A 15,263-nucleotide genomic window follows, 5' to 3' on the forward strand; every position below is an offset into this window, starting at 1 on the left:
AACCCCATGCGATTCAAGCGACCGCAGGTGCGCTATGCCGACACGCCGCAGCCTGCTACTCCCTATCAAGCTGCCGCCCAGGTGTGGGACGACCGTATCGGCTCGGCCCGTGTGCAGGCGAAGAACTGGCGGCTGATGGCCTCCGGCTGCCTGGTGCTCGCGCTGCTGATGGCCGGCGGCCTGGTGTGGCGCTCGGCCCAATCCATCGTCACGCCCTATGTCATCGAGGTCGATCAGGCCGGCCAGGTACGTGCGGTCGGCGAAGCCGCTACGCCGTACCGGCCCGCCGATGCACAAATCGCTTTCCATCTGGCGCACTTCATCGGCCTGGTTCGATCGCTGTCCATCGACCCGGTCGTCGTGCGCCAGAACTGGCTCGATGCATACGACTACACCACCGACCGGGGCGCGGCGGTGCTCAACGACCATGCCCGCACCAACGACCCGTTCGCCCGCATTGGCAAGGAGTCGGTGACGGTGCAGATCACCAGCGTCGTGCGCGCCAGCGACACGTCTTTCAACGTGCGTTGGACGGAACGCCGCTACGTCAATGGCGCAGCTGCGGGGCTGGAGCGATGGACGGCCGTGGTGTCCATCGTCCTGCAAACCCCGCGCACCGAACAGCGCCTACGCCGCAACCCGCTGGGCATCTACGTCAACGGCCTGTCGTGGAGCCGTGAACTGGATTCTTCTGAAGGAGTGAAGCCATGAATGCGCTTTTCCGCAAATCCGCCTTGCCGGGGATTCTTTTTGCCTTGGCCGGCTGCGCCTCGCAGGGCAAACCGCCGCCGACCATCTCGCTCGATGAGCCGGTGCTGGCCCAGCCATTGCCCGAACCGCCCATGCCGATGGAAGTCGTCGCCGTCCCCGAACCGCTGCCGATGCCGGCGCAGTTGAAGCCGTTGCCCGAGGCCGAGGACGCTGAACCTGCACCAGAGCCTGCCGACGAGAAGGTGCGCGTCTCCCGCGCCAACGCGGAGGCGCGCATCGCACCGACCCGTGAGGGCTACGTCAATGCGATCCAGGTCTGGCCGTTCACTGACGGTGCGCTGTACCAGGTCTATGCGTCGGTGGGCCGCGTGACGGTGATCGCGCTCCAGCCCGGCGAGGAACTGGTGACGGTCGCTGCGGGCGATACCGTGCGCTGGATCGTGGGCGACACCTCCAGCGGCAGCGGGGCCGATCTGCGCGTCAATGTACTGGTCAAGCCTATCCGTTCCAGCTTGAAGACCAATCTGGTCATCACCACCAGCCGCAGGACGTACCTGCTGGAACTGATCTCGACCGACAAGGCATGGATGGCATCGGTGTCCTGGGACTACCCCAGGGATCGGATGCTGGCCTTGCAGCGCCAAGCACAGGCTGCCAACGCTGCCGCGCCGGTAGATGTGGGCCTGTCGTTGGAGAACATCCGTTTTCGCTATGCAATCAGCGGCAGCAATCCACCGTGGAAGCCGCTGCGCGCCTTCGACGATGGCGAGAAGGTCTATATCCAGTTCCCGCCGGGCATCGCCCAAGGCGAGCTGCCGCCGCTGTTCGTCATCGGCGCGCAGGGCGACGGGCAACTGGTGAACTACCGCTTCCGCCCGCCGTACTACATCGTTGATCGGCTGTTCGGTGCGGCTGAACTGCGCCTGGGCGGGGATAAGGGCGACGTGGTGCGCATCGAGCGCACGGATGGTACGCGGAGGAACTGACCATGAGCCAGGACGACACTCCCGACGTTGCCGTGCCGCAGGCGGGCAAGGTCGAACCCGAGGCGGTGGCGCTGCGCGCCCAGCCGCGTCCGGTCACACGGCTGAACCGGCGCACGCTGGCCATCCTCGCCGGCGGCCTGTCGGTCGCCGTGCTCGGCGCGTTGATGTGGTCTTTGCAACCGCAGCGGCGCGCGGCCAACGAGCAGACCGAGCTTTACAACGTGGATCGCGTTTCACGCTCCGAAGGACTCGACCAGCTTCCGGCCGACTATTCCAAGCTGCCGCCGACCTTGCTCCCCGACGTGCCCGAGCTGGGGCCGCCGCTGCCGGGCGACCTTGGGCCGGCCATCGTGAACTCGCAGCAGCCGGCCGTGGCCGCCTACGCCACACCCGGTCACGACCCGGCCGAGGCGGAACGCTTGGCGCGGTTAAAGGAGGCCGAGGAAGCGGCTGCATCGTCGGTATTTTTCCGCACCGGCACCCAGCAAGCCGCGCCGGTGGCGCAGTCGCAGGTGGCCGCCGCGCCGGGCTTCGCCGCCAATGCGGCCTTCGACCCGATGGCAGCCGGGCCGGCTTCGACGGCGGCCCAGCCCGCCGACCCGACGGCCGTGCAGAACAGGCAAGACCAGAAAGAGGCGTTCCAGCAAGCCGGAACCACGGAAACCCGTAATTCCGGCAACCTGCAAATGCCCGCATCGCCGTATCAGGTGATGGCCGGAACGGTGGTCGCCGGGGCGCTGGTTACGGGCATCAAGTCGGACTTGCCCGGCGACGTGATCGCCACAGTGACGGAGCCGGTCTATGACACGGCCACCGGGCGCTTCCTGCTGATTCCGCAGGGTTCGCGCATCCTCGGCCGCTACAACAGCCAGGTCAGCTACGGGCAGAGCCGCGTTCAAGTCGTCTGGAACCGGATCATCCTGCCCGACACGTCCTCGCTCACGCTCGACAACCTGGCCGGCACCGACCCGGCCGGCTACGCGGGCCTGGAGGATGGCGTCGATTGGCATTGGGATCGCATCTTCGCCGGTGCGGTGCTGACCACGCTGTTAGGCGTCGGCGCCGAGCTGGCCGCGCCGGAGAACCGCCAGGACGGCGATCGCATCATCATCGCCGGGCGCGACAGTGCGCAGGACAGCATCAATCAGGTCGGCCAGGAGATGACCCGGCGCAACCTCAACATCCAGCCCACCTTGACCGAGCGACCGGGCCTGCCGGTTCGCATCATCGTCAATCGGGATCTCGTGCTGCGGCCGTACCAGCCGTTGTTCTTCAATCGGGGGGCTTCGCGATGAGCACGACCAAAAGGCTGCGGCTGGGGCCGCTGCCCAAGACCGAAAGCGTCAAGCTGACCTTCGCTTGCCCGGCCGGCCTGAAAGCCGACCTCGACCGCTACGCCGCGCTGCACGCGCAGACGTATGGCGAGGCGGTCGATGCAGCGACGCTGATCCCGCACATGCTGGAGGCGTTCATCGCGGGGGATCGGGGGTTTCCGGGCGGCAGGAGAAACCGGGCGCGATTGCGACAATAATTGAGTACACTCATAAATGAGCAAACTCAGTCAATCGCCATCCATGATCACGACCGACGCGCTCGCCCGACCCGGTCGGCGCGACCGCAACATGCAGGACAAGCATGGCCGCATCTTCCAGGCGGCCGCAGCGCTGTTCGAGGCGCATGGCTATGCCGGCGTCACCACGCAGGCGATCTCCGAGCGCGCCGACGTCGGCGCGGGCACGCTGTTCCGCTACGCGTCCTCCAAGGACGAACTGCTGCTGATGGTTCTTAACCAGGCGTTGCGCGCGGCGCTGGCACAGGGCGCCGCGCGGGCCCGTGGATTGCGCGACCCGGTGGACATCGCGGTGGCGATGGTCGCGCCCATCCTGCAATTGGGCGGCCGGCATGCGGAGAACCTGGCGGTCTACCAGCGCCAGCTGATGTTCGGCGCCCCGGGCGAGAAATACCGCAACGAAGGCCTGGCACTGCTGGCCGGGCTGGAGGCGGCCGTGGCCGCCGGCCTGCTCGAGCAGGCCGGCGCGCGCGGCCTGCCGGCACGCCCGGAGCTGGCGCGAGTGGCCAGCATCTCGATCTTCGGCGCTGCGCATCTGGCGGTCTCGCGCGCCTCCACCGGCGCCCATCCCGGCCATGTCCCGATGGACGACCTGCGCGCGCAGGTCCGGCAAATCGTGGACGGCTATTTCGCGGGCCTGGCTACCGAAGGGCCAGCCTAGCCCTGTTCCCTTCGATACAAGGAGTTGTGCTTTGGACAAGATTAACAAGGTGACGGTGCTGGGCACGGGCGTGCTGGGTTCGCAGATCGCGTTCCAGACCGCCTACAGCGGCTTCGAGGTATCGGTCTACGACATCGACGAGGCGGCCATCGCCAAGGCGCGGCAGCGCCTGGACGGGCTGGTCGAAACCTACGAGGAGGAGGTGGCCGGCGCCGACGGCGACAAGCTGCACGCCGCATTGGCGCGCATCGCCTTGCACACCGACCTGGGTGCGGCCGTGGCCGATGCCGACCTGGTGATCGAGGCCATCCCCGAAGTGCTGGAACTCAAGCGCCAGACCTACGCCAGGCTGGACCGGCTGGCGCCGGAGAAGACCATCTTCGCCACCAACTCGTCCACGCTGCTGCCGAGCGCGATCCAGGACGCCACCGGCCGACCCGACCGCTTCATCGCCCTGCATTTCGCCAACCAGATCTGGAAGTACAACACCGCCGAGGTGATGGGCACGCAGGACACCGACCCGAAGGTGTTCGACGCGCTGCTGGCTTTCGCCGCCGACATCGGCATGGTGCCCATCGCGCTGCATAAAGAAAAAGCGGGCTACGTGCTCAACTCGCTGCTGGTGCCGCTGCTCAACGCGGCCGCCGAGCTGGCCGCCGGCGGCTATGCCGACCCGCACGACGTGGACAAGGTCTGGCGCATCGCCACCGGCGCGCCGCTGGGGCCGTTCCAGATCTACGACATCATCGGCCTGACTACGCCCTACAACATCCTGTCCCACGGCAACACCCACACCCAGCAGCTGGCGGCCTGGCTGAAGGAGCACTACATCGACCACGGCAAGCTCGGCGTCGCCTCCGGCGAGGGCTTCTACCGCTACGACAAGACCCCGAACTGACCCCTCATAAGGAAAGGACAACGCATGTACTACAGCAGCGGCAACTACGAAGCCTTCGCCCGCCCGCGCAAGCCGGCCGGGGTGGAGAACAAGACCGCCTGGTTCGTCGGCTCGGGCCTGGCTTCGCTGGCCGGCGCGGCCTTCCTGGTGCGCGACGGACACATGCCCGGCGAGCGCATCACCATCCTGGAGCAGCAGGCGATCGCCGGCGGTGCGCTCGATGGGCTGGACGTGCCCGAGAAGGGTTTCGTGATCCGCGGCGGGCGCGAGATGGAGGACCACTTCGAGTGCCTGTGGGACCTGTTCCGCTCGATCCCCTCGCTGGAGATTGAAGGTGCCAGCGTGCTCGACGAGTTCTACTGGCTCAACAAGGACGATCCCAACTACTCGCTGCAACGCGCCACGGTGAACCAAGGCGAAGATGCGCGCACCGATGGCCTGTTCACGCTCAGCGAGCAGGCGCAGAAGGACGTGATCAAGCTGTTCCTGGCCACGCGCGAGGAGATGGAGAACAAGCGCATCGACGAGGTGCTGGGCCGCGACTTCCTCGACAGCAACTTCTGGCTCTACTGGCGCACCATGTTCGCCTTCGAGGAATGGCACTCGGCGCTAGAGATGAAGCTGTATCTGCACCGCTTCATCCACCACATCGGCGGGTTGCCGGACTTCTCGGCATTGAAGTTCACCAAGTACAACCAGTACGAGTCGCTGGTGCTGCCGCTGGTGAAGTGGCTTCAAGGCCACGGGGTGAAGTTCCAGTACGGCACCGAGGTGACCGACGTCGATTTCGACATCGCCCCGGGCCGCAAGCAGGCCACCCGCATCCACTGGAAGCGCGACGGCGCCGATGGTGGCGTGGACCTTGGCCCGGACGACCTGGTGTTCATGACCATCGGCTCGCTGACCGAGAACTCGGACAACGGCGACCACCACACCCCAGCCAGGCTCGATGAAGGCCCGGCCCCGGCCTGGGACCTGTGGCGCCGCATCGCGGCCAGGGCACCGGACTTCGGCCGCCCGGATGTGTTCGGCGCGCATATTCCCGAGACCAAGTGGGAGTCGGCCACCGTCACCACGCTGGACGCGCGCATCCCGCAGTACATCCAGAAGATCGCCAGGCGCGACCCGTTCAGCGGCAAGGTGGTCACCGGCGGCATCGTCAGCGTCAAGGATTCGAGCTGGCTGCTGAGCTGGACGGTCAACCGCCAGCCACATTTCAAGAAACAGCCCAAGGACCAGATCGTGGTCTGGGTGTACTCGCTGTTCGTGGACACGCCCGGCGACTACGTCAAAAAGCCGATGCAGGCGTGCACCGGCGAGGAGATCACCCGCGAGTGGCTGTACCACCTAGGCGTGCCGGTGGAGCAGATCGACGAACTGGCCGCGACCGGCGCCAAGACGGTGCCGGTGATGATGCCGTACATCACCGCGTTCTTCATGCCGCGCCAGGCCGGCGACCGGCCCGACGTGGTGCCGGAAGGCGCGGTCAACTTCGCCTTCATCGGCCAGTTCGCCGAGTCCCGGCAGCGCGACTGCATCTTCACCACCGAATACTCGGTGCGCACGCCTATGGAAGCGGTGTATACCCTGCTGGGTGTGGAGCGCGGCGTGCCAGAGGTGTTCAATTCCACCTACGACGTGCGCACGCTGCTGGCGGCGACCGGCCGCCTGCGCGACGGCAAGGTACTGGACATTCCCGGCCCGGCGTTCCTGCGCAACCTGCTGATGAACCGGCTCGACAAGACCCAGATCGGCGCGCTGCTGCGGGAGTTCAAGCTGGTCACCGAAGATTGAAAACGCCGCGCGTGTAGACGCACGGCCTCATGCCGGGAGGCTCCATGCACACACCTCATCCGCCTGCCGGTCAGGCAAGCACAAGCGACAAGACCACCAGCCCACAGGTGGAGCATGGCCCTGGTGCGCACGGCCCTGGCAGCGCGCACCAGGTCACGCCGTTGCACGACCCGGTCTGCGGCATGGCGGTATCCGGGGACTCGCCGCACCGCGTCGAGCATGCCGGGGCCACGCAGGTGTTCTGCAGCGCCCGCTGCCTTGAGAAGTTCGTCGCCGAGCCCGATCGGTATCTCGCGCCCGTGCAGGCGACCGCTGCGGTGCCATCCGCCCCTGGCGGGCACGGGGCACACCATGGCGAACATGCCGCACCGGCCGCTTCTGCCTCGCAGGCAACAGGGGCGCCGTCTCGCGCCGGGATGCTCTACACCTGCCCCATGCACCCGGAGATCCGCCAGGACCACCCCGGCACCTGCCCAAAGTGCGGCATGGCCCTGGAGCCGGAATTGCCCAGCCTGGAAGACGACGACAACCCCGAGCTGAAGGACTTCTCGCGCCGCTTCTGGTGGACGCTGCCGCTGTCGGTGGTGGTCATGCTGCTGGCAATGGCCGGCCACCGGCTGCACCTGTTCGACATGGCGACCCAGAGCTGGGTGGAACTGGTGCTGGCCGCGCCCGTGGTGCTTTGGGCCGGCGCACCGTTCTTCCAGCGCGGCTGGCAATCGCTGGTCCATCGCAGCCCCAACATGTGGACGCTGATCGGCCTGGGCACCGGCGCAGCCTTCGTCTACAGCGTGGTGGCCACCGTGGCGCCGGGCGTCTTCCCCGCGTCCTTCGTCTCGATGGGGCGGGTCAACGTCTACTTCGAGGCGGCGGCGGTGATCATCTCGCTGACGCTGCTGGGACAGATGCTGGAACTGCGCGCGCGTTCGCAGACCTCGGCAGCGATCAGGTCACTGCTGGGGTTGGCGCCCAAGACCGCCCGGCGCGTGCGCGAGGATGGCACGGAGGAGGACGTGCCGCTGACCCACGTGCAGGTGGGCGACCGCCTGCGCGTGCGGCCCGGCGAGAAGGTGCCGGTCGACGGCATCGTGCTCGAAGGCGCAAGCGCGCTCGACGAGTCCATGCTGACCGGCGAGCCGCTGCCGGTGACCAAGCGCGCAGGCGACCGGCTGATCGGCGCCACCCTCAACACCAGCGGCGCGCTGCTGATGCGCTGCGAGCGGGTCGGTACCGACTCCGTGCTGTCGCAGATCGTGCAGATGGTCGCCCAGGCGCAGCGCTCCAAGGCGCCCCTGCAACGCATGGCCGATGGCGTGGCCGGTTGGTTCGTGCTGGCCGTGGTCGGCGTGGCCATCGTCACCTTCTTCGCCTGGGGGCTGTTCGGCCCCGCCCAGGGCTGGGTGTTCGGCCTGATCAACGCGGTCTCGGTGCTCATCATCGCCTGCCCGTGCGCGCTGGGCCTGGCCACGCCGATGTCGATCATGGTGGCGACCGGGCGTGGCGCCAGCCAGGGCATCCTGTTCCGCGACGCGGCGGCCATCGAGAACCTGCGCAAGGTCGACACGCTGATCGTGGACAAGACCGGCACGCTGACCGAGGGCCGCCCGGCCTTCGACCGGGTGGTGCCCGCCGAGGGCTTCGCCGCCGAGGAGGTGCTGCGCCTGGCGGCCAGCCTGGACCAGGGCAGCGAGCACCCGCTGGCCGACGCCATCGTCCGCCAGGCGCGCGAACAGGGCATCGCCTTGGATGCGGTGGAGCAGTTCGACTCGGGCTCGGGCATCGGCGTGCAAGGCCGCGTCGCCGGCCGTTCGCTGGCGCTGGGCAACACCGCGCTGATGGCCCGGCTCGGCGTGGCCGTCGAGGTGCTGGCGGCGCCGGCCGAGGCCCTGCGCCGGGAAGGCGCCAGCGTCATGCACCTGGCCGTGGAGGATCGGCTGGCCGGGCTGCTGGCCGTTTCCGACCCGGTCAAGGCGAGTACGCCCGAAGCCCTGTCGGCGCTGCACGCGGCGGGTATCCGCATCGTCATGGCCACCGGCGACGGCGTGACCACCGCCCGCGCGGTGGCCGCGCGCCTGGGGATCGACGAGGTGCACGGCGAGGTCAAGCCCGAGGACAAGCTGGCGCTGGTCGAGCGCCTGCAGGCCGAGGGTCGGGTGGTGGCGATGGCCGGCGACGGCATCAACGACGCCCCGGCGCTGGCGCGCGCCGACGTCGGCATCGCCATGGGCACCGGCACCGACGTGGCGATGAACAGCGCCCAGGTGACCCTGGTCAAGGGCGATTTGCGCGGCATCGCCGTGGCGCGCGGGCTGTCGCAGGCCACGGTGGCCAACATGCGCCAGAACCTGGCGTTCGCGCTGGTCTACAACGGCCTGGGCGTGCCGCTGGCCGCCGGCGTGCTTTACCCGCTGACCGGCTGGCTGCTCTCGCCGATGTTCGCGGCCCTGGCCATGAGCCTGAGCTCGGCCTCGGTGGTGGGCAATGCGCTGCGGCTGCGCGCCCAGCGTATCAATCCAGGCCGAACTGGCTGATCCCGCACATGCTGGAGACGTTCATCGCGGGGATCGGGTTTCAAGAAGAGGCGCATTCCACAGGCACGATCGCCAAAACACAGCGAATGGGAAAACCCCTTTCTCATGGCTTCAGCAAGACCTTGCCCTTGCGCCCCGGTTGCAGGCTGGCGGCCGCGGCCTGGGCTGCATCGGCCAGGTCGTAGATCGCCTCGACCGGCAGCAACAGTTCACCGGCCAGCGTGCGCTGCAACAGTTCGCCCACCAGCCGGCGCTTGTCATCCGCCGACAAAGCCTGGCTGACCTTGCTGCCCCAGAAACCCTTGACCGTGGCCTGCTTGAAGATGAGTGAGCCCGAGTCGATCTGCATCGGCTCTCCTGCCATCGTGCCGAAGGAAACAAGCGTGCCGCCTTCGCCCAGCAGGCCCAGCAGCGCTGCACTGGCCGCGCCGCCGATGGAGTCGACGGCCGCGTGGGCCAGGGTGGAGCCAAGGAGCGCGCGGGCGCGTTCCTGCCACTCCGGCTGCGCAGTGGAAATGACGTTGCCGATGCCCACGGCCGCCAGTTCGTCCACGCCCGCGTCGCGGCGCACCAGACTCAGCACCTGCACACCGCGTGCGGCGGCCAGCATGGCCAGCGTCTTGCCGACCGCGCCGTTGGCCGTGTTCTGCACGATCCACTGGCCCGGCTCGGCGTGCAGGAACTCCAGCAGCATCAACGCACTGAGCGGCATGGCGATGAGCTGCGCGGCGGTCTCGTCGGGCAGGGCCTGCGGCACCGGCACCAGCAGCCGCGCCGGGGCCAGGAAGTACTCGGCCCAGGTACCGTGTGCCGAGGCCACGGCAACACGCTGGCCGACGGTGGCGCCTTCGACACCCTCGCCCAGTGCATCGACGATGCCGACCGCCTCGCTGCCGCCGATGGCGGGAAGTTCCGGCTTGTAGCCGTAGCGGCCGCGGATCGTCCACAGGTCATGGTTGTGGATCGGCGCCAGCGAGGTCTTGATGCGGACTTCGCCCGCGCCAGGCTGCGGCACCTGACGGTCGCCGAGTTCGAGGACGTCGGCAGGCTCGCCAAATGTGGTGTGGATGGCACTGCGCATGATGCTGTTCTCCTGCTCAGGCCACGGAAACATGCAGGCGCACGTCGATATTGCCGCGCGTGGCATTTGAATACGGACACACCTGATGCGTGGCCTCCACCAGCTTGCGCGCAGCGGCCTCGTCCAGGCCCTGGACTTCCACATGCAAGTCCACGTCCAGTGCATAGCCGCCGGTGGCCGTCTGGCCGATGCCGACCTCCACCGAGGTGCGCGTCCCGGTCGGCGCCAGGCCCAGTTGCTTGGCGGCCACGGGCAAGGCGTTGTCGAAGCAGGCGGCGTAGCCCATGGCGAAAAGCTGCTCGGGGTTGGCGCCGGTCTTGCCGGAACCGGGCGTGGCCAGGTCGAGCGCCAGGCTGCCGTCGTCCAGCGCGGTGCGGCCGGAACGGCCGCCCGTGGCGGTGGCGCGGGTCTTGTAGAAGATCTTCATGGCTGGCTCCTGTTGGATGAGAGAGGCAAAGGATGAAAGCGGAACGTCACGCAACGCCGGCGAGCGCGGCCTGCGCCTGCGCCAGCGCGTCGGCATACGGTGCGCGCAAGCGCAGGTTGGACGCGCCATCGGCGCTTTGCACCACCACGGCCTTGGCGTAGCTGAAGCGACGGAAGCCGTGGATGCCGTGGTAGGCGCCCATGCCGGACGGGCGCACGCCGCCGAAAGGCACGCTTTCGACCACGGCATGCGTCATCACGTCGTTGATGACCGCGGCGCCGGAGGTGGTGCGGTCGAGAAACGCCTGCTGCCTGGCTGGATCGTTTCCGAAGTAATAGGCCGCCAGCGGACGCGGATGCGCGTTGTCTGCATTCATGACGCTTCTACGTCCCGCGCCAGCAGGGACAACAGCGCCTGGGCCACGCCCTCGGAACTGCCTGGGTTCTGCCCGGTGACCAGGCGGCCATCGGTGACGACGTGCGCCTGCCAGTCCGGGCCCTTCTGGTAGTGGCCGCCCAAGCGGATGAATTCGTCTTCGATCAGGAATGGCACGACGGCGCTCAGACCCACGGCCGCTTCCTCGCTGTTGGTGAAGCCGGTGACACGGCGTCCCGCGACGAGCGGCTGGCCGTTCGCTGCACGCACCTTCACCAGCGCGCCCGGCGCGTGGCAGACCAGGCCCAGCGGTTTGCCGGCGCGCTCGAAGGCTTCGAGCAAGGCGATGGAGGCGGGATCGTTGGCCAAATCCCACAACGGGCCGTGGCCGCCGGGGTAGAACACCGCATCGAAATCCGCGGCGTCCACCTGCGCAAGCGGTACGGTGGCAGCCAGGGCCGCTTGCGCCTGGACGTCCTGGCGAAAGCGTTCGGTCGCGGCCGTTTGCGCATCGGGTTCGTCGCTCTTGGGATCCAGCGGCGGCTGGCCGCCTGCGGGCGAAGCCAGCGTGATGGCGGCGCCGGCGTCCTTGAACACGTAGTAGGGGGCGGCGAACTCCTCCAGCCAGAAACCGGTCTTGTGGCCGGTATCGCCCAGGCGGTCGTGGGAAGTGAGTACGAACAGGATTTTCATAAAAAGCTCCAGGCGTTATCGGGAAAGTGCTTGGTCGGCCGCGATGTGCCGTGCCGTGCCGCAGGCCAGCAACTGCCCCGTGGCGTCGCGCGCCTGCGTCAAAGGCGTCTTGTCCTGGCTCAACTTCGCCAGCAGCGCCGCGCCCAGCCACATCTGGTAAAGCACCCGGGCCAATGCCGGCGATGGTGAGCCAGCAGGCAAGGAGCCGTCCGCGCGGGCTTCGTCGATCAGTGCCGCGATCCTTGCCAGAAGCCGTTGCACACCGGCATCGAGTACCCGGCGCATGTCTTCGGAAAGGTCGGCCACTTCCGCCGCCAGCTTCACCACCAGGCATTCGTCGGCCCATCCCTGTGCCGGATCGGCGGGATCTGCGATCCAGGCATCCCAATACCGCATCAGGCGCTCGTTGCCGTTGCCGGGCACCGAAAGCAGGCCATCGAGCTTGCGCGCGTAGCCATCGACGTACTGTTGCAGCAGCTCGCACCCGAAGGCTTCCTTCGACGGGAAGTAGTGATAGAACGAGCCCTTGGGCACGCCGCAGGCCTTGAGGATTTCGAGCAGCCCCAACGCGGAAAACCCTTTGTGCAGCACGAGCCGGTGCCCCGTATCGAGGATGTGCTGGCGTGTCGCTTCGGCTTTCTTGGTCAGGTGCATGCTGGGCATTATGCATTAAAATAGACCGGTCGTCTATATCTCGGATTCAATCAACACGAAGACAGGCATAGCGCCTATCGGTCCCGCAGCCCTCGCGGAGTAAACCGGCTTTGGCCGGCGCGTCGGGCCGCCTCGATCAGCGCCGTGCTGGCCGGGCTGTCCTTGCCGGCGAAAGCGTAGAAGCGCGCCGCCGGCAGTTCGGGCAGGCCATCCTCACCGCCCAGCACGCGCAAGCCTTCGCCGCGCTGGCTGTCGGCGATGACCGTGGCGGCGAAACCTGCCCGCGCCGCCGACAGGCAGCCTGCCATGCTGCTGCTCTCGAAGACGATGCGCCAGGTGCGATCCGTCTGGCCCAGCGCCGTGACCGCCGACTCCCGGTAGACGCACGGTTCGGGAAAGACCGCCAGCGGCAACGGTGCTTGCGCCGGCAACGGGTGATCGGCGGCAAACGCCCACACCAGCGGTTCTTCCCACAGCAGCGTGCCGCTACCTTCGACCCGGCTGCATTGCTTGCCGAACACCAGATCCAGGCGGCCACGTTCCTGCTGGCGCAGCAGGTCGGCGGTGATGCCGACTTTCAATTCCACCGTGGCTTCGGGATGCCACTGGGCAAAGCGTTGCAGCACCTGGGGCAGCCAGGCACCGGCAAAGTCTTCCAAGGCGCCGATGCGCAGACGCCCGCGCAGCGGGGTGCCCCGCAGCTTGGCGCGGGCCTCGCGCTCCAGATCGAGGATGTTGCGGCCGTAGGCGTACAGGGTATCGCCCGCCTGGGTCAGCTCCAGCCGGCGCGTGGTGCGCGCCAGCAGGCTGGCACCGGCGATCTGTTCCAGCCGCCGCATGTGCCCGCTGACGGCAGAAGGCGTCAGCGCCAGCCGCTCGGCGGCGGTGGCGAAGCTGCCGCTGTCCACGATTTCGAGGAAGGTGCGCAGCAGTACCGTTTCCAGCGGCGGGCCATCGGCGATGGGAGATAGGTTCATTCAGTAATTCAACACGAAAAATCATCAATGATGAATGATTATTCTCCAATCAAATGGAGTCGTCCAGCTACGCTGGCGCATCTTCACGACGGGAGACAAACCCATGCAGGACTATCAAGTCGCCACGACCGAACGGCTCGACATCGCCTATCTCGAATGGAACCGGCAGGGAGCGCGAACCGCCATCCTGCTGCACGGTTGGCCGGACAGCCCCGAGTGCTGGAAGGCCGTGGCGCCCATCCTGGCCGACGCTGGCTACCGGGTGCTGGCGCCGGCGCTGCGCGGTTTTGCGCCGACCCGGTTCCGAGAGGCCGGCGCGCCACGCAGCGGCCAGTTGTCCGCCCTGGGCCGTGACCTGCTGGACTTCATCGACGTGCTCGGCTTGGCGCAGCCCGCGCTGATCGGCCATGACTGGGCGCACGGGCCGCCGCCAATGCCTGCGGCCTGCGCGATGGCGTGGCCTCGCACCTGGCGATGCTGTCGGTCGGCTACGGCACCAACGACCCGAACCAGCCAATGTCCTTGGCGCAGGCGCGCAACTACTGGTATCACTGGTACATGGCCACGCCGCGCGGCGAGCGCGTGGTGCGGGAAGAACGCGAGGCGTTCGCCCGGCAGATGTGGGACACCTGGGCACCGGCCGGCTGGTACGACCCTGCCGATTTCGACGAGGCAGCGCGGGCATTCCAGGGCGAGGACTGGGCCGAGATCGTGCTGCACTCCTACCGCCACCGCTGGGGCTTCGCAGAGGGCGACCCGGCCTATGCGGAGGACGAAGCGCGCCTGAACCCCGCGCCCGTCCTGTCGGTTCCGACCCTGGTGCTGCACGGCGGGGCCGATACCTGCAACCACCCCGACAGTTCCAAGGGGCGGGAAGCGTTCTTTACGGGCCGCTACGAGCGACAGGTGCTCGATGGCGTCGGCCACTTTCCGCAGCGGGAGGCGCCGCAGGCGGTCGCCGAGGCTAATTCGCGGTTCTGCGCATCGGCGTGAGCGCCAATGCGTCGCCGCGCTGACCTCTGAAACGCAGAACCCGCCATCGCTGGCGGGTTCTGTTCGTCAATGCGCCTGCGGCCGTTCAGAGCACGGCTTCCAGGCCCTTGCGTTCGATGATGTCCAGCAGTTTCTGCGACGGGCCGCTGGGGCGCTTGTCGCCCACTTCCCACTTACGGACGGTGGACGCGCTGGTGTTGAGCACCGAGGCCAGCACGGCCTGGCTCAGTTGCAGGCGCTCGCGCAGCGCCTTGATCTTGGCGGCATCGTAGTCCTGCACCGGCTCCAGGCACAGCAGGTCGTACTTCTGCATCTTGCGCTTGTCGATAAACCCCAGGTGGTGCAGATCGCGGGCGCCTTCATGCACCGCTTCCAGAATGCGGCTCTTGGGTTGGGCTTTTTCAGTCATCGGTGATCTCCAGCAAAGTACCGTCGGCAGCGGCGGCATCCAGTTGCGCGGCCGTGCGCTCCAACAAATCGGCGGCGTAGTCCTGCAAGGCTTGCAGTTCGGCGTCGCTGATGTTGTCCCGCTCGTTCTTCTCAAACCCGAAGACGAAGAACCAGCGGTTGCCCTTGTTGGTGGCGACCAGCGTTCTCACTCCGCCGCGCTTGCCGCGCCCGGCCAATCCGATACGTTTCTTCACCACGCCACCGCCGAGATCGGCGTCGATCAGTCCGGCGGTCATTTCAAGGACAGCCTTGCGCAGATCAGAATCGCCCAATGCCGTCTTGCGCATCCACCGCTGGAAGTGACGGGTTTTGAAGATGTGCATCGCTGTCCTCACTATACCACTCAGTGGCATGACTTGTCCATGAAGGGATGGATGCTGCCAGATCGCTAGGCAGGCTCGCTTGCCGTGGCAGGTACGGCCCGGCCAGGCACGCCCAGCGGAACGAAGCCGGTCAGTTCAA

At 67.5% G+C, this 15,263-nt stretch carries 18 protein-coding genes; 10 read left to right on the forward strand and 8 right to left on the reverse strand.

Annotated features, from left to right (window positions below):
- The first annotated feature begins 6 nt into the window (after positions 1-6).
- The 8 genes from trbF to BA022_RS04025 are packed head-to-tail and all read left to right on the forward strand — an operon-like array spanning position 7 to position 9,151.
- Positions 7-711 (forward strand): conjugal transfer protein TrbF, encoded by a 705-nt coding sequence (gene trbF, locus BA022_RS03990; RefSeq protein ID WP_088886607.1) that lies wholly within the window; start codon positions 7-9, stop codon positions 709-711.
- Complete coding sequence (gene trbG, locus BA022_RS03995) at positions 708-1,697, forward strand: P-type conjugative transfer protein TrbG (protein WP_033474859.1); 990 nt, start codon at positions 708-710, stop codon at positions 1,695-1,697. The genes trbF and trbG overlap by 4 nt, the downstream gene beginning before the upstream one ends.
- Before the next feature lie 2 nt (positions 1,698-1,699).
- Positions 1,700-2,992 carry a TraB/TrbI/VirB10 family type IV secretion system protein gene (locus BA022_RS04000; protein ID WP_033474860.1) on the forward strand — a complete coding sequence of 431 codons (1,293 nt, stop codon included), beginning with the start codon at positions 1,700-1,702 and terminating at the stop codon, positions 2,990-2,992.
- Complete coding sequence (locus BA022_RS04005) at positions 2,989-3,228, forward strand: DUF2274 domain-containing protein (RefSeq protein ID WP_033474861.1); 240 nt, start codon at positions 2,989-2,991, stop codon at positions 3,226-3,228. The genes BA022_RS04000 and BA022_RS04005 overlap by 4 nt, the downstream gene beginning before the upstream one ends.
- A 43-nt stretch (positions 3,229-3,271) precedes the next feature.
- Positions 3,272-3,928, forward strand: a complete 657-nt coding sequence (locus tag BA022_RS04010) for a TetR/AcrR family transcriptional regulator (RefSeq protein WP_198421470.1) — start codon at positions 3,272-3,274, stop codon at positions 3,926-3,928.
- 31 nt (positions 3,929-3,959) lie between these two features.
- Positions 3,960-4,826, forward strand: coding sequence for a 3-hydroxyacyl-CoA dehydrogenase (locus tag BA022_RS04015; protein WP_033474862.1), 867 nt, complete (start codon positions 3,960-3,962; stop codon positions 4,824-4,826).
- A gap of 24 nt (positions 4,827-4,850) precedes the next feature.
- Positions 4,851-6,620, forward strand: coding sequence for an oleate hydratase (locus BA022_RS04020; protein WP_033474863.1), 1,770 nt, complete (start codon positions 4,851-4,853; stop codon positions 6,618-6,620).
- A 44-nt stretch (positions 6,621-6,664) separates the two neighbouring features.
- Positions 6,665-9,151 (forward strand): heavy metal translocating P-type ATPase, encoded by a 2,487-nt coding sequence (locus BA022_RS04025; protein ID WP_081044034.1) that lies wholly within the window; start codon positions 6,665-6,667, stop codon positions 9,149-9,151.
- 103 nt (positions 9,152-9,254) lie between these two features.
- On the opposite strand, the gene BA022_RS04030 is transcribed toward BA022_RS04025, so the two are convergent.
- From BA022_RS04030 to BA022_RS04055, 6 genes are all read right to left on the reverse strand, one after another.
- The gene (locus BA022_RS04030; protein WP_088888504.1) at positions 9,255-10,232 is read right to left on the reverse strand and encodes a zinc-binding dehydrogenase; all 978 of its coding nucleotides are present in this window, start codon (positions 10,230-10,232) and stop codon (positions 9,255-9,257) included.
- 16 nt (positions 10,233-10,248) lie between these two features.
- On the reverse strand, positions 10,249-10,659 hold the full coding sequence (locus tag BA022_RS04035) for an organic hydroperoxide resistance protein (protein WP_033474864.1): 411 nt from the start codon (positions 10,657-10,659) through the stop codon (positions 10,249-10,251).
- A gap of 46 nt (positions 10,660-10,705) precedes the next feature.
- On the reverse strand, positions 10,706-11,035 hold the full coding sequence (locus tag BA022_RS04040; RefSeq protein WP_033474865.1) for an aldehyde dehydrogenase family protein: 330 nt from the start codon (positions 11,033-11,035) through the stop codon (positions 10,706-10,708).
- Positions 11,032-11,727 carry a type 1 glutamine amidotransferase domain-containing protein gene (locus BA022_RS04045; protein ID WP_033474866.1) on the reverse strand — a complete coding sequence of 232 codons (696 nt, stop codon included), beginning with the start codon at positions 11,725-11,727 and terminating at the stop codon, positions 11,032-11,034. Before BA022_RS04045 ends, BA022_RS04040 begins: the two co-directional genes overlap by 4 nt.
- A 15-nt stretch (positions 11,728-11,742) precedes the next feature.
- Positions 11,743-12,381, reverse strand: a complete 639-nt coding sequence (locus BA022_RS04050; protein WP_081044035.1) for a TetR/AcrR family transcriptional regulator — start codon at positions 12,379-12,381, stop codon at positions 11,743-11,745.
- A 74-nt stretch (positions 12,382-12,455) separates the two neighbouring features.
- Entirely contained in the window at positions 12,456-13,358 is a 903-nt protein-coding gene (locus BA022_RS04055) for a LysR substrate-binding domain-containing protein (RefSeq protein ID WP_033474867.1), read from the reverse strand.
- A 103-nt stretch (positions 13,359-13,461) separates the two neighbouring features.
- Here BA022_RS04055 and BA022_RS04060 point away from each other — a divergent pair, with 103 nt between their 5' ends.
- Positions 13,462-14,145: an alpha/beta fold hydrolase gene (locus tag BA022_RS04060; protein ID WP_418236209.1), complete on the forward strand. Its 684-nt coding sequence runs from the start codon at positions 13,462-13,464 to the stop codon at positions 14,143-14,145.
- Positions 14,070-14,351 carry an alpha/beta fold hydrolase gene (locus tag BA022_RS19610; protein ID WP_418236110.1) on the forward strand — a complete coding sequence of 94 codons (282 nt, stop codon included), beginning with the start codon at positions 14,070-14,072 and terminating at the stop codon, positions 14,349-14,351. The genes BA022_RS04060 and BA022_RS19610 overlap by 76 nt, the downstream gene beginning before the upstream one ends.
- A gap of 85 nt (positions 14,352-14,436) precedes the next feature.
- On the opposite strand, the gene BA022_RS04065 is transcribed toward BA022_RS19610, so the two are convergent.
- Both BA022_RS04065 and BA022_RS04070 read right to left on the reverse strand, forming a co-directional pair.
- A complete protein-coding gene (locus BA022_RS04065) occupies positions 14,437-14,760 on the reverse strand; it encodes a helix-turn-helix domain-containing protein (protein ID WP_033474869.1) in 324 nt (107 codons plus the stop codon).
- The gene (locus BA022_RS04070) at positions 14,753-15,124 is read right to left on the reverse strand and encodes a type II toxin-antitoxin system RelE/ParE family toxin (protein ID WP_033474870.1); all 372 of its coding nucleotides are present in this window, start codon (positions 15,122-15,124) and stop codon (positions 14,753-14,755) included. Before BA022_RS04070 ends, BA022_RS04065 begins: the two co-directional genes overlap by 8 nt.
- Between the last annotated feature and the right edge of the window lie 139 nt (positions 15,125-15,263).

The sequence above is a fragment of the Diaphorobacter nitroreducens genome, assembly GCF_002214645.1.
GTDB lineage: Bacteria > Pseudomonadota > Gammaproteobacteria > Burkholderiales > Burkholderiaceae_C > Diaphorobacter > Diaphorobacter nitroreducens.